Origin of the sequence: Microbacterium sp. 1.5R (genome assembly GCF_001889265.1) — a bacterium.
GTDB lineage: Bacteria > Actinomycetota > Actinomycetes > Actinomycetales > Microbacteriaceae > Microbacterium.
Genome location: NZ_CP018151.1, coordinates 1,509,345 through 1,528,136, shown reverse-complemented (window position 1 = coordinate 1,528,136; position 18,792 = coordinate 1,509,345). Strand labels below are relative to the sequence as shown.

Genomic DNA, 18,792 nt, shown 5'->3' with positions numbered 1-18,792 from the left:
GGCGCGCGGGCATCCCCGCGAATCTCACCTGCGCTGGCCACCAGTAGAAAGCCACCCGACGTCGCGCCGAGGAACCCACCACAGGGGACCAGCTCTCCGCCGATCGCTCCATGAGTCGATATGAAATTGTGCGGTCGACACACGTCGACCTCCTCCAGCCTATCAGCGCGCCCTTGGATGTCCTCCGTTTCCGTCCGCGGCGGGTTCGTTCAGTGGACCTTGACGTCCTGCGGAGCGCTCGATCGTCCGAGATAGACGTAGTCGTCGTGCTTCGCGACCCGGCCATCGCCGGCCGCCCGACCGTGCAGTCGTCGCCACACCCAGGGCAGCGCATGGCGGCGCCACCACAGTCCCGCGCCGATCTGCTCGTTCTCATGCAGCGCGGCATCGAGCACCCCCAGTGCGTCGGCGTGCGGCACCGAGAGGACCTCGCCCGCGCGATACGCGAGGAATCTGTGACCACGACTGCTGAGGTGGACGAGGTCCTCCCCCCAGTTCGGGCGATCCGGAAGCGACGGGTACAGGTCGGTGTCGATCAGGATCGCGCTCGTCCGCGCCGCGATGCCGGACAGTGCCGTGGCGAATGCCGCGAACCTCCTGGTGTAGATCCCGGCCGCTCTCCGTCGGGGCAGGAACGGCGTGACGAGCAGCACGTCGGCCCCGATGTCGCGGAGCCGGGTGACCGCGCCCTCGAGCTCCGCGGCGAGCGCGGGCACGTCGACCGTCGACTTAACCAGATCGTTGGCGCCGATCAGGATGGACACGAGGTCCGGCTGCAGTTCGAGCGCTCGATCGAGCTGGGTGCCGCACACATCACGCACACGCTTCGACCGGACGGCGAGGTTCGCATACCGGAGACCTCCGCGTGCGGCGAGCAGCAGGGCGAGCCGGTCGGCCCATCCACGGAGCGCACCATCCGGTGCCGGATCGCACAGGCCTTCCGTGAGCGAGTCCCCCAGCGCCACGTAACGCCGCCAGGTGCGCGCTTGCACCGGGGCGGTGGGCTCCGGCCGTGTCAGGCGGCGAGCGCGCGCTCCCTCATCGATCATCCTGAGCTCTCGGGCCTCCTCGTAATGCCCCATCAGCTGAGAACAGACGTTCGCCCAGCTGCGACCCTGCACGGCCTCGCGTCCCGCTGCGCCGAACGCCCGGCGTTTGCGGCCGTCGCCGGTGAGGTCGACCACGCGCATCCGCAGGTCGCCGAGATCGCCGGGACGGTAGAGCCATCCGTCGATTCCCATCCGGACGAGGCCGAGGGGGCCGCCGCGACCGGTGGCGACGACGGGCACCCCGCTGGCGTGGGCCTCCTGGAGGGTCTGTCCGAAGGTCTCGCTCTCTCCCGGGTGCACGAACACGTCGAAGGATGCCATGGCTGCTGCGAGCGCGTCGCCTTCGAGGTGCCCGAGGAAGCACGCACCGGGCATCAGGGACTCGAGTCGAGGCCTGCTCGGTCCGTCGCCCACGATCACGAGGCGCGCACCGGGGATTGTCTGCAGCACTGCCAGGTCTTCCACCTGCTTCTCGGGTGCGAGCCTGCCCACGTAGCCGATCACGACCTCGCTCGTCCACTCCGCGCGCAGTGTCGCGCTCCGGCGGGCCGGCTGGAACCGCTCGGCATCCACGCCTCTCCCCCACAGACGGATGCGATCCACACCGAGCTGCGCGAGCTGCTGCGCCGAGTCGGGCGACGGCGCGAGCGTGATGGTCGCGCGCCGATGGAGCCGCGCGATGTGCGATTCGGCGACACCGGTCGCCACAGGGATGCGATACCTCTGCGTGTATGCCGCGACATCGGTCTGGTACGCGGCGACGGCGGCGACGCCGATGTGCTCTGCGGCGAGCGCGCCTCGCCATCCGAGGGCGAAGGGCGAAGCCAGGTGGACGACATCGGGGCGGAAGCGTCGCAGCGATGCCGCGACCTGACGTGCAGGCGGGGTCCCCACGCGCACACTGCGGTACCCCGGCAGCGCGAGGCTGGGGACCGCTTCCACAGCGGCTCCGTGCACCTCCCCGGGGATGCCGGTCCCATCGGGCGCGATCACATGCGCATCATGGCCAGCACGTTCGAGGTGACTGAGGATCTGCAGGACGGATCCGGTGACACCGTTCATGTGCGGAAGGAAGGACTCTGTCACGATCGCGACTCTCACGTCCTCAGGATGCAGCCCTCGACTCCCACCCGAGGCGCGAATCGGGTCGGAGCACCAGAAGTTCACCGGATGCTGGACGGCTCTTCACCGGCTATCCCGGCGTTGGTTCCCGTTCACCTCCGACGACCACGGTGGGAACGTGTCCACTGAACTGCTCGACGGCCCCTGGGCTCTGGTGGTCATGAGCCTGCTCGTGCTGGGCGACTCGTTCTTCGTGGTGGTTCCGGGAGAGATCGCGGTGACCGCGCTCGGCGCCGTCGCATCGACGACCGGCGATCCTCCCCTGTGGTGTGTGATCCTGTGGGCGGGCATCGCCGCGGTCGCCGGAGACGTCACCTGCTATCTCGTGGGTCGCAGCGTGGGCATCGACAGGTGGCGCTGGATGCGCACGCCCCGAGTGCGCCGAGCGCTCACCTGGGCGCGGCTGCGTCTGGAAGGCGGAACCGCCACCGTGCTCTTCACCGCGCGCTTCGTCCCTTTCGCTCGACTGGCGATCAACCTCATGGCAGGGGCCTCGCGGATCCCGCCGGCTCGGTATCTGCCGCTCGTGACGATCGCGGCGTTCGGGTGGTCCGCCTACCAGGCATCCGTGGGCGCCATCGTCGCCGTGCTGCTTCCGGGAGGCCCTCTGGTCGCTGTCCTCGTGTCCGTCATCGTCGCCGTCGGGCTCGGCGCCGCGATCGATGTCGTGTCGCGCCGAGCACGGAACTGATCCACCCATGCCTCAGATGCGTGCCCTAGGCTGGCGAGCATGAGCACCGAAGAAGGCGCCTCCTCCAGCGAGGAGATGAAGCGCAAGTTCAAGGAAGCGCTCGAGAAGAAGAACGCGCACCACCGGCAGGGCGAGGCCCACCTGGATGGCGACTCCGCCGTCCATGGCGCGCCCGCCCCGCAGACGCGGCGCGAGTTCCGACGCAAGAGCGGTTGACCACACGGATGCGGGAGCCGACTGCCGTCGACTCCCGCATCCCTCTTCTCAGCAGGCAGCTCAGCTTCGCGCCGCGCGCGCCCGTGCCCGCTCCTCCTTCGCCGCCATCTCGTCGAGCGCGGATTCCTTGAGGCCCTGGATGTCCACGGCCGTGCGCTCGTCCGCCATGCCGTGATCGTCCACGCCGTCGAGCGAGGACTCCTCGAACGGCAGCGCGCCGCTCAGCACCTGCTGCACGCGTTCGCGATCGATCTGGCGCGTCCAGGTGCCGATGAGCAGCGTCGCCACCGCGTTGCCGGTGAAGTTCGTCAGGGCCCGTCCCTCCGACATGAACCGGTCGATGCCCACGATCACGCCGACGCCGTCGACCAGGTCGGGACGGTAAGCCTGCAGCCCGCCGGCGAGAGTGGCGAGTCCGGCTCCGGTGACACCTGCGGCACCCTTGCTGGCGATGATCATGAAGACGAGCAAGCCGATCTGCTCACCGATCGTCATCGGCTGCCCCATGCCGGTCGCGATGAAGAGCGACGCCATCGTGAGGTAGATCGCCGTGCCGTCGAGGTTGAACGAGTACCCGGTGGGGACCGTGATGCCGACGACGGGCTTGGATACCCCGATGTGCTCCATCTTCGCGATCAGACGCGGAAGGGCGGACTCAGATGACGAGGTGCCGACGATCAGCAGGTACTCGCGGGCGAGGTACTTCACCAGGCTGAAGATGTTGACCCGGGTGACGGCGAAGAGCAGGGTTCCGAGCACAACCACGATGAACAGGATGCAGGTGATGTAGAACGCGACCATCAGCACGCCGAGGCTCCAGATCGCGGCGATGCCCGTCTTGCCGACGACCGCGGCGATGGCTCCGAACGCGCCGAGCGGTGCAAGCCACAAGATCATGCCCAGGATGCGGAAGACCAGCTTCTGGAGGTTCTTGACCGCATCCATGATCGGGGCGCCCTTTTCGCCGAGTCCCTGGAGCGCGAACCCGACGAGCAGCGCGATGAACAGAACCTGCAGCACGCTCTCGCCCGTGAAGGCGGAGAAGAACGTCGTCGGGATGATGCCCAGGATGAACTCCGTGGTGGTCTTCGCCTCGGTCGCTGTCGCGTCATAGCTGGAGTTCGCCATATCGAGGCCCGCACCGGGGTGGATGATGTTGCCGACCACCAGGCCGATCGCCAGCGCGAACGTCGACATGACCATGAAGTAGAGCAGCGCGAGTCCGCCGATCTTGCCGACGGTCGCTGCCTTGGCGATCGAGCCGACGCCCACCACGATCGTGCAGAAGATGATCGGCGCGATCATCATCTTGATGAGAGAGACGAAGCCCTTGCCGATCGGTTCGAGGCTCTGTCCGACCTCGGGCCAGATGAGGCCGACCGCGGCTCCGAGCACGACGGCGATGATCACCGACACGTACAGCCACGTGTGCCTGTCCCATGCCTGCTTGCCGCGCCGCCAATGGAATCCGGGAAGCGAGAACCCTGTCGTGATGGCCATGTTTTCCTCCTTGATCATGAACGTCTTCGTCTCATGCCCTCGGGCGCCCTCGCCTTCGGTAAGCTCACCGTCGCGGACATCACTCGGCAAAGCCATTTGTGGTCGTATTGGTCATTACCGATATGCCGGACTCCGCGATCACCGTCGATCGGAAGGACGCGATGAGACCTGCCCGCAGCATCGCTTCACGGGTGTTCGCCGTGCTCCTCGTCGCCGCGCTCGTCGTGGGGGCTCTGGTCGCCGTCTTCCTCGTGATCGATGCGCAACGCGCCACGCATGCCGAGGCCGAGCGCGTCACGGCGGCGACAGCAGTGACTCTCGCCGTGTCACCGCTCGTGATCGACACCCTCGAGGCCGGCGATGCCGCAACGGCCACGCAGACCCTCGAGCCCTATGCGCTCGATGTGATCTCGGACGCGGATCTCGACTTCGTGACGATCATGACGCCTGACGGCACCCGCGTGACCCACCCTGACATCGAGCAGATCGGGGCGAGATACCTCGGCACCATCCCCGACACGCCTCGAACCTTCACCGAGGTGTTCACCGGCACTCTCGGGCCCTCGGTGCGAACCATCGTTCCGGTACTCGCCTCCGATGGCGAACCGGTGGGCTGGGTCTCGGCCGGCGTGACGACCGAGACCATCTCCGACACCCTGATCCGTCGTCTCCCCCTGTCACTCGGCATCACCGTCGGCCTCATCGCTCTCGGTGCGCTCGGCGCGTGGATCGCTCGCCGGTTCACGCGCGGTATCGCAGGAGACCTGCCGCCGGGTCAGGTGAGGGACGCCGTGTCGTCATACGAATCCCTGCGCACTCTGGGCGACGCGCTGCGCGCTCAGACGCACGAGCACGGCAATCGCATGCACACGGCGGTCGCGCTTCTCGAGCTCGGCCGTAGCGAGGAGGCGATCGACATCCTGACCGAGACCTCGCGCCAGAGTCAGTCGCTCGTCGATCAGGTCACCGCACGACAGGCCGGCGACCCCGCCGTCGGCGCTCTGCTTCTCGGCAAGGCGTCGCAGGCCAGGGAGCGCGGGATCGACTGGCGGGTGAGCATCGACCCGGACACTCCCGCCTCCCCCCTCTCCCCCCGTCGACAGCGTCGCCGTGCTCGGCAACCTGATCGACAACGCCATGGATGCCGCCGCCACCGGTGCTGAGCGCTGGGTGGGGGTCTCGCTGCGCCCCTCGAAGAACGGCGGAATCGTCCTCGAGGTCTCCGACGGCGGGGACGGCATACCCTCCGACCTGCGCGAGCGCGTCTTCACCCAGGGCTTCTCGACCAAGCCTGCAAGCAACCACGGGCGCGGAGTCGGGCTCGCGCTCGTCCGCGCGGTGGTGGCCGGGGTGGGCGGCACTGTGGAGCTCTCCGCTCATCCGACCACGTTCACCGTCACCCTCCCGCCGGCGAGAGGACGCAGGAGCCCATGATCCGCACGCTGATCGTCGATGACGACGCTCTGACACTCGAGCTCCACCGCTCGTACCTCGAGAGGATCGACGGCTTCATCGTGGGCGGCGAGTGCACCGGCGCCAGGGCCGCATTGACCGCCGTGCTCGATCAGCCGCACGACGAGCCGTTCGACCTGGTCCTTCTCGACATCACGATGCCCGACGGCTCCGGCATCGATGTGCTCCGAGGGCTGCGTGCCCGACACGCTGCCGTCGATGTGATCGCGATCACCGGCGTGCGCGATGCGGACACCGTCCGGCAGATGGCAGCTCTCGGCGTCTACCAGTACCTCGTCAAGCCGTTCCCCTTTGCGGTGTTCCACGAGCGTCTCACCGCGTATCGCATCCATCGGGAGCAGGCACGGTCGACGGCCGGAGAGGCGACCCAGGCGGAGATCGATGCGCTTCTCGGGCGCACGACGGGGACGATCCCGATTCCCAAAGGGCTGTCGACCGCGACGCTGCAGAAGGTGACGACAGAGCTGCGCTCCTCCAGCGCCGCGGTCTCGGCGAGCGAGGCCGCCGCGCGACTCGGGATGTCACGCGTGTCCGTACGGAGGTACCTGGAGCATCTCACCGATTCGGGCATCATCACACGCAGCGCTCGCTACGGCGCACGTGGACGCCCGGAGACGGAGTACCGCTGGACGAGACGCGTCGACGGAGACCAATGATGCCGGCGCGGCACCCCCGCCCGTCCCGATCGTTCGAACGACGCGGATCCTTTCCGCTGGATGCGGCCCGGTCTCAGCCCGGTGTCAGCGCGGGAGCCGCCCCTCGTGGATCAGCGAGTCGGGGTCGGCGGCGGCCCTGATGGCGCGAAGGCGATCGATCGCCGTCGGGTCACCGCAGCGCTCGAGGGTCTCACCCGGACCCAGGAACGTCGGGACCGTGCACGGGGCGATCGCGTGCGCCAGCACCTCACGGAAGCCCGCCATGCTCGCCTCCCCCGGTTCGCTCGGCACCCCGGGGAAGACGGGCACCAGGGCGTGGAGCAGCCAGCCGACGCCCTGAAGTGTCGCGAATCCGGCGCGTCGAGGATCGTCCAGCGCGCCACCGAGCATCCGGATGTCGATGCCCATGATCGGCCACTGATCCGGCAGTTCGCGGAACCGCAAGAGATCGTCGATCGTCGCGTCGTCGAGCGACGAGAGCGCAGCAGACACGCCTTTGCCCGGCGTCGGTTCGGTGGGTTCGCCGCTCGACGCCGCGACGGTCTTCGGCGATGTGGCCCCCGACATCTCACGACGAACCGTGCCTGCTCGCCGCACCCGCTCGAACAGCTCATCGGCGGATCCGACCGTGGACAGCGCCCGCACGCTGAGGAAGCTGCGTCCGCGGATCTCCTCGGGAAGCTGCGGAGCGTCGGGCATACGCATCGAATTCACGAACACGTTGAGCGACGCCGGGGCCTCTGCGGACAGATCGCGGACGGCCCGCAGCACCGACCCGGCGTCTGCGGCGTCGAAAGTGAGTTCGGTTCCCCACAGCGACGGCGCGGGAACCAGGTCGATCTCGAGGGCCGTCACGATTCCGACGACGCCGCCCGCTCCGCGAAGCGCCCACATCATCTCCGGGTCGCTCTCGTCGTCGACCCGATCATGGGTCCCGTCGCTCCGCAGCACCCACGCGGCCCTGAGGTTGTCCGACCCGAGTCCTGCTGTGCGACTGAACCAGGAATGGCCGCCGCCCAGGGTGTACCCCGCGACGGCGACGACCGGGCTCGTGCCGGCAGGAGCCACCCAGCCCGTTCCTTCGAGCGCCTCGACGACGGCGCCCCAGCGGACTCCGCTGCCGATGCGGACCACCCCCGAACCGAGGTCGATCGACAGCTCGTCGAAGGCCGCCATTCGGACGATGACGGCGTCGGCCAGGTCTCCGCCGGCGCCGTGCCCGGTGGGCTGGACCGCGAGCGTCACGCCCGCGTCGCCCGCGGCGTCGAGAAGAGCGCGCAGATCGCGCAGATCGGCCGGTGCGGCCACGCCCGCCGGATGCTGTTCGATCGCCAGGTTCCACGGACGACGCGCCGCGTCGAAGGATTCGTCGCCGGGGAGGACGAGAGCGCCGCGCAGGGCATGCCGCGCGGATTCGAGGACAGAGCGAAGGGCCATGAGGTCACCGTACGACTCCCTTCGGACATCGTCTACGGCCTCATGGCCCTGCGCTCATTCCCGGTCGTGCCGGGGATCGATCATTCGCCGGCGAGACCGCCGAGCATGTGGCCGAACGAACGGCCCTCTCCGAGATACGTCGCCGGGTCGTACGGGTCGGCGGCCGCAGCCACCTCGCGCTTCGCGATCGCCTCAGCCAGCTCGCGAGCGCCCTTCTCGACGCGCTTGGCCAGAGGCGCGACGTCGTCGCCGCCCCCGCCCCAGTCGCTCGACGCCGCGAACACACCGGTCGAGACGGCGTCGGCATGCAGGTAGGCGAAGAGCGGACGGATGGCGTAGTCGATGGCGAGCGAGTGCCGAGCCGTGCCGGCGTTCGCTCCGATCAGCACCGGCTTGCCCGTGAGCGCGTCGGGATCGAGCACGTCGATGAACGACTTGAAGAGCCCGTTGTAGCTCGTCGAGAAGATCGGCGTGACGGCGATGAGCGCGTCCGCCGACACCACGGTGTTGATCGCGGTCTCGAGCGCGGGCGGTGCGAATCCGGTGAGCAGGTTGTTCGTGATGTCGTGGGCGTAGTCGCGCAGCTCGATCACGTCGACGCTCGCCTCGATGTCGTGCCCCGCGAGGGCCTTCACTGTCTCGGCCGCGAGGCGATCCGCGAGCATGCGCGTGGACGACGGGTTCGAGAGCCCGGCAGACACGACGGCGATACGACGAGTGGTCATCTCAGGCCCCCTTCCGGCTGAGTCCGAACGCGGCTCCCGCCGGAGCGGGAGAGTCCTGATAGGGCGAATCCCCCGTCAGGTTGTCACCGCGGTTCGCACCCGGACGAGCCTGACGCGTCGGTCCGTCGCCGAACTCGGCCCTCACCCGTGCGGCATGTGTCGGAGCATCCGGCACGCCGGCCGGACGATCCTTCGCCAGCTCCTTGCGCAGGACGGGCACGACCTCGGAACCGAGGATGTCCAGCTGCTCGAGGACGGTCTTCAGCGGAAGGCCCGCGTGGTCGATCAGGAACAGCTGACGCTGGTAGTCGCCGTAGTGCTCGCGCATGGCGGCGTAGCGGTCGATGACCTGCTGAGGCGAGCCCACCGTCAGCGGGGTCATCTCGGTGAAGTCCTCCATGCTCGGTCCGTGACCGTACACAGGGGCATTGTCGAAGTAGGGGCGGAACTGATTCACGGCATCCTGCGACTTCGCCGCCATGAACACCTGGCCGCCGAGGCCGACGATCGCCTGTTCGGGTGTGCCGTGTCCGTAGTGCGCGTAGCGCTGGCGGTACAGCTCGATCAGGCGCTGGTAGTGCTCCTTGGGCCAGAAGATGTTGTTCGCGAAGAAGCCGTCGCCGTAGTACGCGGCCTGCTCGGCGATCTCCGGGGTGCGGATCGATCCGTGCCACACGAACGGCGCGACTCCGTCGAGGGGACGAGGCGTCGAGGTGAAGCCCTGCAGCGGGGTGCGGAACTTGCCCTCCCAGTTCACGACGTCCTCACGCCACAGCTTGTGCAGCAGGGCGTAGTTCTCGATCGCCAGCGGGAGCCCCTGACGGATGTCCTGACCGAACCAGGGGTACACCGGACCCGTGTTGCCGCGGCCGAGCATGAGGTCCATGCGCCCGTCCGAGACGTGCTGCAGCATCGCGTATTCCTCGGCGATGCGCACCGGGTCGTTGGTCGTGATCAGGGTGGTCGACGTCGAGACGATCAGACGCTCGGTCTGAGCCGCGAGGGCGGCGAGGAACGTCGTGGGGCTCGAGGACCAGAACGGAGGGTTGTGGTGCTCGCCGATCGCGAAGACGTCGAGGCCGACCTCCTCGCTGTGCTTGGCGATCGCGAGGGTCGCCTTGATCCGCTCCTGTTCACTCGGCGTCTCGCCGGTGGTCGGGTCGCGGGTGATGTCGCTGACCGACATGATGCCGAACTGCACCGGGACGCCTGCCTGCTCACTCATGATTGCTCCGTCTTCTCCGAATCGGGTGCCCTGCATCCGGTTCTATTCATTTGAATGTATCTGAGTCAACGCGATGCGAGCAACATTATTCCCCGAGTAGCCTCAGAGCATGCACAGCGACGGATCCGCCCTGACGAACCCCGCCACCGGATCCGTCCAGAAGCCCCGCAAGCGCGTGCCGTTCTGGGACAACGCGCGATATGCGTGCATCGTCCTCGTGGTGCTCGGCCACGCGATCCAGCGCCTCACCTACGACTCCGACATAGCGCTCGCGGCCTATCTCGCCCTCTACGCCTTCCACATGCCGGCGTTCGCGATCATCTCGGGCTACTTCTCGAAGTCCGGTTCCCCGACGCGTGTGCAGATGGCCAGGGTGATCACCGACATCCTGCTGCCCTACGTGATCTTCGAGTTCCTGTGGACCCTCACGAAATGGCTGGTCGAGGGTCAGGCCGACCCGAACTTCACCAAACCGTCCTGGACCCTCTGGTTCCTCCTGGCGCTCGGCATCTTCCGCCTCGTCCTCCCCTACCTCGCGCTGCTGCGGTGGCCGCTGCTGTGGACCGTCATCATCTCGATCGGCGTGGGCTATCTGCCCAACGTCGACAGCACGTTCTCGCTCTCGCGGACCCTGGGCCTTCTGCCCTTCTTCGCACTCGGCTGGTGGCTGCGCGAACGCGACGTCGTCACTCGCTTCCGCCTCCTCGAGATCCGCCCGTGGTGGATCCGCGTCGTCAGCGTCGTACTCCTCGCCGCGGCAGGATTCTCGGCCTGGCGGTGGATCGATGTCTGGAAGGAGCTCGATCTGCGCCACTGGTTGTTCTACGAGGACGCGTACGCGGACCTCGGCGGAGAGCAGTGGTGGGCCGGCGGTGTGCGCGTCGCACTCATGCTGATGGCAGTGATCCTGAGCGCCGCCTTCTTCGCCCTGATCCCCCGCGGAACCTACTGGTGGACGAAGTTCGGCCAGTACACGATGTACGTGTTCCTGCTCCACTCGTTCGTGCTGTACCCCTTCCGCGAGACCGGGGTGCTGCGCGACCTCGACCCGACGTGGCTGTGGCTGCCGCTCGTGACGCTGCTGTCGGTGGTGCTGGCTCTCGCGCTCGCCACCAAGCCCGTGCGCTGGCTCTTCCGCCCGCTGGTGGAGCCCCGCCCGTCCTGGCTCTTCCGAGACCCCGAGCTGGCTCGACGCGAGGGCCACCGCAGCGACCCGACCGGCTCTCGTCGGCCCCGTCAGGGCGCAGCGGCTAGCCTGAAGGAGTGACGAGAGCCAAGATGATCCGCGACCGCCTCGTGGACCATGCGGACTCGTCGGGGTTCGGGGCTCACGGGCTCCACGTGCTCGTGGGTGACGACGTCGCCGAGCACCGGTGGACTGCCGACGTCCGCGAGGAGATCCACTCGGTTGCGAAGGGCGTGTGCGTCCTCGCGGCCGGAATCGCTGCCGCCGACGGTCTCATCTCGCTCGATGCCCCGATCGCAGAGTACGTGCCGGACCTCGCCTTCGGAGACGGCGTCGAGCACCTCACGCTGCGACGACTGCTCTCGATGTCGAGCGGAGTCGATCTCGCCTGGTCGGAGACCATGATGACGGACTGGCCCGATCTCGCACGAGAGTTCCTCTCGCGCCCGTCTCGCGGTCACGTCTTCCAGTACTCCAACGCCAGCACGTACGCGGCGATGATGATCCTGGCCACGCGGACCGGTGACGTCGTCGAGTATCTGCGCCCCCGGCTGCTCGCACCTCTGGGCTTCGACGACCTCGAGTGGGAGCGGTGCCCGCAGGGACGCATCGTCGCGGGAGGCGGCATCGCACTGCGCACGGAAGAGGTGGCACGCCTCGGTCGACTGATCCGCGACCGTGGCGAATGGCAGGGCCGACGACTCGTGCCGACCGAGATCATCGACGCGATGCACTCCGACTGGGTGGTCGCCGGTGAGAATGCCGGTTACGAGCGCTATGCGCTCGCGGGGTGGGACGGCCCGGGCCAGGTGTGGCGCCTGCACGGGGCGTACGGACAGCTGCTGATATTCGGTGAGGATGCAGTCGTCACGATCACAGCCGACGACCATTTCGGTGCGGATGCCTACGCGACCTTTGTCGCGGAGACGCTGCGCTCCTGACCCTCGACCGGCATCAGGCGAAGAGGTCGGCGCCGACGAACGAGCCCGGCTTCGAGCCTCCGGGGACCGCCCAGATCCCTGACCCGACATGCGTGACGTACTCGTTCATCCGATCCGTCGACAGCCGGCGCTGCAGCGAGACGAACTGTGCGGGATCCCGCTGGTACGACAGGAAGAAGAGCCCCGCGTCCAGCCGTCCGAGATCGTTGTTGCCGTTGACGTAGTTGAATCCTCGCCGCAGGATCCGGATGCCGTCGTTCTGGTCCGGATGCGCGAGACGGACGTGCGCGTTCTGATCGATGGCCGACGTACCGAAATCCGGCGCCGCGAACTCGTCGCCGCCGGAGAGCGGAGCGCCCTCGCCCTTGTCGCGCCCGATGATGGTGTTCTGCTCGGAGAGCCGCACGCGGTCCCAGGTCTCGATCCGCATCGCGATCTTGCGCGCCACGAGGTACGACCCGCCGACCATCCACTCGGGCCTGTCATCGGGGCCGAGCCACACGTTCTCGTCGAGGGCGACGGAGTCATCGGCGAGGATGTTCGCGGTCCCGTCCTTGAAGCCGAACAGGTTGCGGGGCGTCGCCTGCGCCGACGTCGTGCGGGACGTCTTGCCGAACCCGAGCTGGGACCAGCGCAGCTTGGCACGACCGAAGGCGATGCGGCTCAGGTTGCGGATCGCGTGCACGGCGACCTGGGGGTCGTCGGCGCACGCCTGGATGCAGAGATCGCCGTGCGAGGTCTGCGGGTCGAGATCGTCGCCGAGGAAGGCGGGAAGCCTCTCGAGCCGCTCGGGACGCAGGGAGGCGATGCCGTACCGGTCGCCCTCGTCGTTCTCGAACAGGGTCGGGCCGAAGCCGAACGTGATCGTGAGGCCGGCTGCCGTCAGCCCGAGAGCCTCGCCCGTGTCATCCGGCGGCACCTCCGCATCGCCCCCGACAGCGCCGGTGGCACTCACCTCGAGCCCCTGCGTCATCCGCGAGGCGGCATACGTCCAATCCTGCAGCAGCGAGACCAGGTCTTCGCGGTCGGTGCGAGGCATCATGTCGAAGGAGGCGAAATGCAGATGCTCCTGCACGGGCGTCGTGATTCCCGCCTGATGGGCGCCGAAGAAGTCGTACGCACGCTGGGCGTCCGCTTCTGCTCTCGCGCGTCCGAGCGCGACTCCCCCCGACAGTCCGGCGCCGACTCCGACGGCGAGGGACGCGACGCCGCCGCCGAGTGCCAGTCCGAGGAGTCCGCGCCGGCTGAGACCCGTGGCCGAGGATGCCGCGGCCGCCGACTCCGAGAGGGAGTCGGCAGCTGCAGCGTCCTTCGCGCTGTCGTTCATGTGCGAGACCGTGTCCGTCGGATCAGTCGAGGACGGTGCCGGTGAGCTGCGAGAGCGGCTCTGCGAGGGCGTTGATGAGATCGGTGAACTCGCGCTTGTCCGCATCGGTGAGCTCGGCGTAGCCGACGAAGCCGTCGGAGAGCGAGCCGTGCGCCGCGAGGGATTCCTCGAGAGCGGAGTATCCGCCTTCGATCTCGGTCACGAGATCCCCGCCTTCATCCCCCTGTGCCGTGGCGAAATCCTGAACGAGCGAGAATGCCATCTTCGACCCCTCGACGTTCGCGGCGAAGTCGTACAGGTCGGTGCCGGACCACCAGTCCTCCTCGCCGGAGATCTTGCCCGTCGCCACTTCGTCGAGCAGCGCGATCGCGCCGTTCGAGATGCCTCCGATCCCCTGGTCGTCGAGAGCCGCGGTGAAGTCGTCCGAGTGCACGTAGTCGTAGAGCTCCTGCACGTCGGCGATCAGCTGGTCGCCGTACTCGGCGCGCTCCTCCGTCGTCGACGGTGCCCAGTCCTGCCATGCGGGCGTCTCGCCGTCGGCGTTGAGGGCGTCCTGCGCCGGCACCCAGAGGTCCTTCTCGATGCGGTGGAAGCCCGTCCAGTCGAGGCCCTCCGCCACAGCGTCGACCTCGCGGTAGTCGATGCGGGGGTCGAGCGTCCCGAGCGCTTCGGCGACGGGCTCGATGCGCTCGTAGAACGCGCGCGTCTGGGGGAACAGCGCTCGCGCGGCCTCATCATCGCCGGACTCATAGGCGGTGACGAACTCGTCGACCGACGGAACCAGCTGACCGACCTGGTCCTTGACGAAGGCGGCGTAGAGGTCGACGGCCTGCTGCTTCTGATCGGCATCCTCGCCGTCGACCGCGACCCGGTCGCCGGTCACGGTGAACGCGGACTTGCCGACCCCCTCGCCGATCATGCCCGGCTTGCACAGCGTGAAGTACTCCCCCGGCTGAGCCACCACCGTGAGGGTCCGCGACGCTGAGGGCGCGATGTTCTCGACCTCGCCGACGATGCGGAGGCCGTCTTCTGCGAGCAGATAGAACTCCGAGGTCTGCGCGCTGTCGTTCTTCACATCGAACGTGAGTGTGCCGCTCTGGGCGGTCGCAGCCGAGACGGCGCACGCCGAGTCGGTCGACGAGACGTCGAAGGATGCACCCGCGGCGACATCGCTCTTGGCGACGCACCCGCTGAGGACGAGTGCTGCCGCGCCTGCTGCGGCGACGGCACCGAGGATTCGGCGAGAGGTGGTCATGCTGCTCCTTGCTGGGTGAGAGTGGATGCCGACGTGTCGCGGCCAGGGGACGTCTGCACATGTGGGGAGGCGGACCGGCGTGACCGGAGCCCCCGGATGAAGAAGAGCCCGACGACGACGATGTACACGGTCCAAGCCGTGACCTGGAGCCACGTCATCCGTGGCATGAAGCCGACGGTCGCCTGCAGGATGGTCGCCCAGGCACTGTCGGGCGCGATCACGTTCGTGACATCGAAGGCCCAGCCGAAGGGGAATGCCACCCAGCCGAGAGCGACCGCCCCGGTGGCCGCGTCGATCGGTGCCGCCGCGGTGAACGGTCCCGGCAACGCGCCGGCCTCCTGGAGGTCCATGATCGCGTAGGCGAGCACCCCGGCTGCGACGATGACGAGGAACCCACTGGTCCAGGTGAAGAACCGGCGAAGGTCGAGCCGGACGGCGCCGCGGGCGAGCGCCCAGCCGATCACCACGGCGGCGAGAAGCCCGAGCACCGCGCCGAGCAGCGCCGACGGAGCATCGCCGAAGGACTGCACCATCGACCACAGCAGAAGAGTCGTCTCGATCCCCTCGCGTGCCACCGAGACGAAGCCGATCGCGATCAGCGCCCAGACGCCGCCCTGTGTGAGCGCGCGGTCGAGTCCGCCCTCGAGGGTCGCCTTCATCGTGCGCCCGGCCTTCTGCATCCAGAAGATCATCCAGGTCACCATGCCCACCGCGAGCAGCGACAGCAGTCCGCCGATCAGCTCCTGAGCCTCGAAGGTCAGCGAGTACGCACCGAAGGTCAGGACGGCCCCGATGCCGAGTGCGAGGGCGATCGCCAGGCCGACCCCCGCCCAGAGCCTGGGCAACGCGTCACCGCGACCGAGCCTGCGCAGGTAGGCGACGAGGATGCCGACGACGATCGCGGCTTCGAGGCCTTCACGAAGACCGATGAGAAAAGTGGCGAGCACGGAGGGAACTCTCTGGGAAAGACTGAGGTAAGGCATCCCTTACTTCAGAGACATTAGCACCCCTTCCGCTCGGGCCTCGCACGCACGCGATCGCCTCTCGGTAATTCGGCGCAACACTGAACCGCACTCGCCCAGACCCGATCTACGCTCGGTGAATGGCTGATCTCTCGCTTCCCATCCTCGACCTGTCCCAGCTCGATGCCGGTCCCGAAGCCGCTGCTCGGTTCCGCGACGACCTTCGCGCGGCCACGCACGACGTGGGCTTCTTCTATCTCACCGGCACAGGCATCTCGCCCGAACTGGAGGCGAGGCTGCACCGCGCCGCGCTCGATTTCTTCGCGCTGCCCGACGACGAGAAGCTCGCGATCGAGAACGTCAAGAGTCCTCATTTCCGCGGGTACACGCGGGTCGGCGGCGAGCGGACGCAGGGCAAGGTCGATTGGCGCGAGCAGATCGACATCGGCCCCGAGCGCGAGCCTGTCGAGGGCGGTCCGGCCTTCAATCGACTCGTCGGCCCGAATCTGTGGCCCTCCGCACAGCCCGAGCTCAAAGCGGTGATCACCGAGTGGCACGACACGCTGACCGAGGTCGCCCGCAAGCTCCTGCGCGCCTGGGCCGTCACGCTCGGGGCGGACGAGTCGTACTTCGACGAGCCCTTCCGTGATCCGTCGACGCTGATCAAGATCGTCCGCTACCCCGGCACCCACGAACCCGAGCCGCAGCAGGGCGTCGGAGCGCATAAGGACTCCGGAGTGCTGACCCTGCTCTGGGTCGAGCCCGGCAAGGGCGGCCTGCAGGTCGAACGAGACGGCGAGTGGGTGTCAGCCCCGTCCGTCCCGGGCGCGTTCGTCGTCAACATCGGCGAGCTGCTGGAGTACGCGACCGGCGGCTACCTCAAGGCGACCAACCACCGCGTCATCTCCCCTCGGGCACCCGAAGAGCGCATCTCCATCCCGTTCTTCTTCAACCCCGCGCTCGATCAGCAGCTGCCGCTTCTCGAGCTTCCCGCAGATCTCGCCGCGGCGGCGACCGGCATCACCGAGGACCCGAGCAACCCCATCCATGCCACCTATGGCGAGAACGCCATGAAGTCGCGACTGCGTGCGCACCCCGACGTGGCTGCGATCCACCACCCCGACCTGGTCGGCACGAACGCCTGCCCCGGGGAGGCGCCGCACGCCTCCCCCCGAACATGACGAAGGCCGCCCCACACCTGGGGCGGCCTTCTCAAGAATGTTCTGCGCGATTGTACGCTGGCTCGCTCCGCGTTATCGGCGGAGACCCAGGCGTGCGATCAGCGAGCGGTAACGCTCGATGTCGACGCTCTGGAGGTAGCCGAGCAGACGACGGCGCTGACCCACGAGCAGGAACAGGCCACGACGCGAGTGGTGGTCGTGCTTGTGCTCCTTCAGGTGCTCCGTGAGGTCCTTGATGCGCTGCGTCAGCATCGCGGCCTGCACCTCGGGGGATCCGGTGTCACCGGGGTGCGTCGCGTACTCTTCGATGATCGCCTTCTTGACGTCTGCTTCCAGTGCCATAGATTCGATCCCCTCTCTGCTTGTTGCGCGGTGCCCGACGCCTGATGCGTGAGCTCTCTTTATCCGCGGCCGATCAAACGGCAACCTGAAGAGTCTACCAGGACTCGATGCCGCTGGGTGACCGTGCCCACGCCCGCCCGACGGCACCTCGGATACTCTCGAATCATGCATGACGGATACGCGGCGTGAGCGCTGCACGCAGCCATCTGATCGATCTCAGCCCCCTGCGGGCCAGCCCTGCATTCGCACGCATGTGGATCGGCTCGGTGCTCGCGGGGATCGGCGGGCAGCTGACGATCGTCACGGTGATGCTGCACGTCTTCGCGCTCACCGGAAGCACCTTCGCGGTATCGATGATCGCGGTCGCCGGACTCGTCCCCATGATCCTCGCCGGCCTCTACGGCGGGATGCTCGCGGACGCGTTCGACCGCCGCCGCGTGGCGTTGGTCGCGGCCACGGTGACCTTCGCCTCGACCGCGTTGCTCGCCGCGCTCACCTGGACCGGTGCGGAGACGATCTGGTGGCTCTACGTGCTGAGCATCGTCAACTCCGCCGCGAACTCGGTCGGCATGGCCACCCGGACCGCGATCGTGCCACGGCTCATCCCCCGCGACAAGCTGGCCGCCGCGTCCGCGCTCAACGGAGTGGCGTTCGGCCTCACCGTGATGGCCGGCCCCGCGGTAGCCGGCATACTCGTCGCGCTGACAGGCTACGGGTGGACTTACACACTCGACGTCATCCTGATGCTGTCGATGTTCCTCGGCCTGTGGAGTCTCCCTCCGCTGCGGCCGGAAGGGGACATCGTGCGGCCGGGGTTCGCATCGCTCGTGGACGGGTGGAGGTTCCTGCGCCGCGCGAACAACATCCGGATGCAGTACGTGGTCGACATCATCGCCATGACATTCGGGCAGCCCCTCGTGCTCTTCCCTGCACTCGGCACCCTTCTGCTGGGCGGCGGAGCGGTGACCACCGGCATCCTCACCGCAGCCGTCGCCGCGGGCACATTCGCATCGAGCCTCTTCTCCGGTCGGGTCGTGCAGTACCGCTGGCACGGACGCGGCATCGAGCGCGCGGTCGAGGCCTATGGCGCGTCCATCCTGCTCTTCGGCGTGGTCCTGGTCATCGGAGCCGTCTCTGCCGGGGCGACCGAGGCGACGCCGAACGTCGGGCTGATCATCGCCTCGTGCATCGCGCTCGCGCTCTCCGGCGCATCCGACAACATCAGCTCGATCTATCGCAACACGATGATGCAGGCGGCCGTGCCCGACACCATGCGCGGTCGACTGCAGGGGGTCTTCATCATCGTGGTCGCCGGCGGCCCCCGGATCGGCGCCCTCTACGCGGGCACGCTCGCGACCCTCACGACCCTGTGGTTCCCGCCGCTGCTGGGCGGATTGCTGGTGATCACCCTGGTCGCCCTGCTCGCACGGCGCAGCCCGGGATTCCGCGGCTACGACGCAGAGAACCCCGAGCCCTGAGGGCCCGGGGTTCTCGAGATCAGGTG

At 68.0% G+C, this 18,792-nt stretch carries 18 protein-coding genes; 9 read left to right on the top strand and 9 right to left on the bottom strand.

The features are described 5' to 3' along the window. Window positions 1–209: 209 nt before the first annotated feature. Window positions 210–2,135 (bottom strand): GDSL-type esterase/lipase family protein, encoded by a 1,926-nt coding sequence (locus BMW26_RS07095; protein WP_232224546.1) that lies wholly within the window; start codon window positions 2,133–2,135, stop codon window positions 210–212. Between the two features lie 154 nt (window positions 2,136–2,289). Here BMW26_RS07095 and BMW26_RS07090 point away from each other — a divergent pair, with 154 nt between their 5' ends. Both BMW26_RS07090 and BMW26_RS17750 read left to right on the top strand, forming a co-directional pair. Then, the gene (locus BMW26_RS07090; RefSeq protein WP_232224545.1) at window positions 2,290–2,862 is read left to right on the top strand and encodes a DedA family protein; all 573 of its coding nucleotides are present in this window, start codon (window positions 2,290–2,292) and stop codon (window positions 2,860–2,862) included. 39 nt (window positions 2,863–2,901) lie between these two features. Further along, window positions 2,902–3,078: a DUF5302 domain-containing protein gene (locus BMW26_RS17750; protein WP_091232420.1), complete on the top strand. Its 177-nt coding sequence runs from the start codon at window positions 2,902–2,904 to the stop codon at window positions 3,076–3,078. Between the two features lie 60 nt (window positions 3,079–3,138). Here BMW26_RS17750 and BMW26_RS07085 read toward each other — a convergent pair whose 3' ends face one another. Continuing rightward, complete coding sequence (locus BMW26_RS07085) at window positions 3,139–4,578, bottom strand: cation:dicarboxylate symporter family transporter (protein WP_072591145.1); 1,440 nt, start codon at window positions 4,576–4,578, stop codon at window positions 3,139–3,141. Between the two features lie 161 nt (window positions 4,579–4,739). On the opposite strand from BMW26_RS07085, the gene BMW26_RS07080 reads away from it, so the two are divergent. The 3 genes from BMW26_RS07080 to BMW26_RS07075 are packed head-to-tail and all read left to right on the top strand — an operon-like array spanning window position 4,740 to window position 6,707. Then, window positions 4,740–5,741, top strand: coding sequence for an ATPase (locus tag BMW26_RS07080; protein ID WP_232224544.1), 1,002 nt, complete (start codon window positions 4,740–4,742; stop codon window positions 5,739–5,741). Then, window positions 5,689–6,012: a sensor histidine kinase gene (locus tag BMW26_RS17900; RefSeq protein WP_232224543.1), complete on the top strand. Its 324-nt coding sequence runs from the start codon at window positions 5,689–5,691 to the stop codon at window positions 6,010–6,012. The genes BMW26_RS07080 and BMW26_RS17900 overlap by 53 nt, the downstream gene beginning before the upstream one ends. Continuing rightward, window positions 6,009–6,707, top strand: coding sequence for a response regulator (locus tag BMW26_RS07075; protein ID WP_072591144.1), 699 nt, complete (start codon window positions 6,009–6,011; stop codon window positions 6,705–6,707). Before BMW26_RS17900 ends, BMW26_RS07075 begins: the two co-directional genes overlap by 4 nt. A gap of 84 nt (window positions 6,708–6,791) precedes the next feature. On the opposite strand, the gene BMW26_RS07070 is transcribed toward BMW26_RS07075, so the two are convergent. The 3 genes from BMW26_RS07070 to BMW26_RS07060 all read right to left on the bottom strand — a co-directional run bounded on the left by BMW26_RS07070 (window position 6,792) and on the right by BMW26_RS07060 (window position 10,094). Next, window positions 6,792–8,144 carry an FAD-binding oxidoreductase gene (locus BMW26_RS07070; protein ID WP_072591143.1) on the bottom strand — a complete coding sequence of 451 codons (1,353 nt, stop codon included), beginning with the start codon at window positions 8,142–8,144 and terminating at the stop codon, window positions 6,792–6,794. 80 nt (window positions 8,145–8,224) lie between these two features. Next, a complete protein-coding gene (locus tag BMW26_RS07065) occupies window positions 8,225–8,869 on the bottom strand; it encodes an FMN reductase (RefSeq protein ID WP_053095813.1) in 645 nt (214 codons plus the stop codon). A 1-nt stretch (window position 8,870) separates the two neighbouring features. Further along, window positions 8,871–10,094, bottom strand: a complete 1,224-nt coding sequence (locus tag BMW26_RS07060) for an LLM class flavin-dependent oxidoreductase (RefSeq protein ID WP_056279032.1) — start codon at window positions 10,092–10,094, stop codon at window positions 8,871–8,873. A gap of 109 nt (window positions 10,095–10,203) precedes the next feature. Here BMW26_RS07060 and BMW26_RS07055 point away from each other — a divergent pair, with 109 nt between their 5' ends. Next, entirely contained in the window at window positions 10,204–11,361 is a 1,158-nt protein-coding gene (locus BMW26_RS07055) for an acyltransferase family protein (RefSeq protein WP_072591142.1), read from the top strand. Further along, window positions 11,358–12,221: a serine hydrolase domain-containing protein gene (locus BMW26_RS07050; RefSeq protein ID WP_072591141.1), complete on the top strand. Its 864-nt coding sequence runs from the start codon at window positions 11,358–11,360 to the stop codon at window positions 12,219–12,221. Before BMW26_RS07055 ends, BMW26_RS07050 begins: the two co-directional genes overlap by 4 nt. A gap of 13 nt (window positions 12,222–12,234) precedes the next feature. Here the strand turns inward: BMW26_RS07050 and efeB are convergent, their stop codons facing one another. Genes efeB through efeU form a run of 3 tightly spaced genes read right to left on the bottom strand, consistent with a single transcriptional unit; the run spans window position 12,235 to window position 15,750 of the window. Then, window positions 12,235–13,548 (bottom strand): iron uptake transporter deferrochelatase/peroxidase subunit, encoded by a 1,314-nt coding sequence (efeB, locus tag BMW26_RS07045; protein ID WP_072591140.1) that lies wholly within the window; start codon window positions 13,546–13,548, stop codon window positions 12,235–12,237. Between the two features lie 22 nt (window positions 13,549–13,570). Then, complete coding sequence (gene efeO / locus BMW26_RS07040; RefSeq protein ID WP_072591139.1) at window positions 13,571–14,803, bottom strand: iron uptake system protein EfeO; 1,233 nt, start codon at window positions 14,801–14,803, stop codon at window positions 13,571–13,573. Continuing rightward, the gene (efeU, locus tag BMW26_RS07035; RefSeq protein WP_082297787.1) at window positions 14,800–15,750 is read right to left on the bottom strand and encodes an iron uptake transporter permease EfeU; all 951 of its coding nucleotides are present in this window, start codon (window positions 15,748–15,750) and stop codon (window positions 14,800–14,802) included. Before efeU ends, efeO begins: the two co-directional genes overlap by 4 nt. Window positions 15,751–15,905: 155 nt before the next feature. On the opposite strand from efeU, the gene BMW26_RS07030 reads away from it, so the two are divergent. After that, the gene (locus tag BMW26_RS07030) at window positions 15,906–16,946 is read left to right on the top strand and encodes an isopenicillin N synthase family dioxygenase (RefSeq protein ID WP_072591138.1); all 1,041 of its coding nucleotides are present in this window, start codon (window positions 15,906–15,908) and stop codon (window positions 16,944–16,946) included. 72 nt (window positions 16,947–17,018) lie between these two features. On the opposite strand, the gene rpsO is transcribed toward BMW26_RS07030, so the two are convergent. Continuing rightward, on the bottom strand, window positions 17,019–17,288 hold the full coding sequence (rpsO, locus tag BMW26_RS07025; RefSeq protein ID WP_017203073.1) for a 30S ribosomal protein S15: 270 nt from the start codon (window positions 17,286–17,288) through the stop codon (window positions 17,019–17,021). A gap of 185 nt (window positions 17,289–17,473) precedes the next feature. Here rpsO and BMW26_RS07020 point away from each other — a divergent pair, with 185 nt between their 5' ends. Then, complete coding sequence (locus BMW26_RS07020; RefSeq protein ID WP_072591137.1) at window positions 17,474–18,766, top strand: MFS transporter; 1,293 nt, start codon at window positions 17,474–17,476, stop codon at window positions 18,764–18,766. Window positions 18,767–18,792: the final 26 nt, after the last annotated feature.

Bases quoted from the DNA above. Each gene is read 5' to 3' on its own strand.
- BMW26_RS17750 (WP_091232420.1), top strand. From the start codon at position 2,902: ATGAGCACCGAAGAAGGCGCCTCCTCCAGCGAGGAGATGAAGCGCAAG.
- BMW26_RS07085 (WP_072591145.1), bottom strand. From the start codon at position 4,578: ATGGCCATCACGACAGGGTTCTCGCTTCCCGGATTCCATTGGCGGCGC.
- BMW26_RS07080 (WP_232224544.1), top strand. From the start codon at position 4,740: ATGAGACCTGCCCGCAGCATCGCTTCACGGGTGTTCGCCGTGCTCCTC.
- BMW26_RS07075 (WP_072591144.1), top strand. From the start codon at position 6,009: ATGATCCGCACGCTGATCGTCGATGACGACGCTCTGACACTCGAGCTC.
- BMW26_RS07070 (WP_072591143.1), bottom strand. From the start codon at position 8,144: ATGGCCCTTCGCTCTGTCCTCGAATCCGCGCGGCATGCCCTGCGCGGC.
- BMW26_RS07065 (WP_053095813.1), bottom strand. From the start codon at position 8,869: ATGACCACTCGTCGTATCGCCGTCGTGTCTGCCGGGCTCTCGAACCCG.
- BMW26_RS07060 (WP_056279032.1), bottom strand. From the start codon at position 10,094: ATGAGTGAGCAGGCAGGCGTCCCGGTGCAGTTCGGCATCATGTCGGTC.
- BMW26_RS07055 (WP_072591142.1), top strand. From the start codon at position 10,204: ATGCACAGCGACGGATCCGCCCTGACGAACCCCGCCACCGGATCCGTC.
- efeB (WP_072591140.1), bottom strand. From the start codon at position 13,548: ATGAACGACAGCGCGAAGGACGCTGCAGCTGCCGACTCCCTCTCGGAG.
- efeO (WP_072591139.1), bottom strand. From the start codon at position 14,803: ATGACCACCTCTCGCCGAATCCTCGGTGCCGTCGCCGCAGCAGGCGCG.
- BMW26_RS07030 (WP_072591138.1), top strand. From the start codon at position 15,906: ATGGCTGATCTCTCGCTTCCCATCCTCGACCTGTCCCAGCTCGATGCC.
- rpsO (WP_017203073.1), bottom strand. From the start codon at position 17,288: ATGGCACTGGAAGCAGACGTCAAGAAGGCGATCATCGAAGAGTACGCG.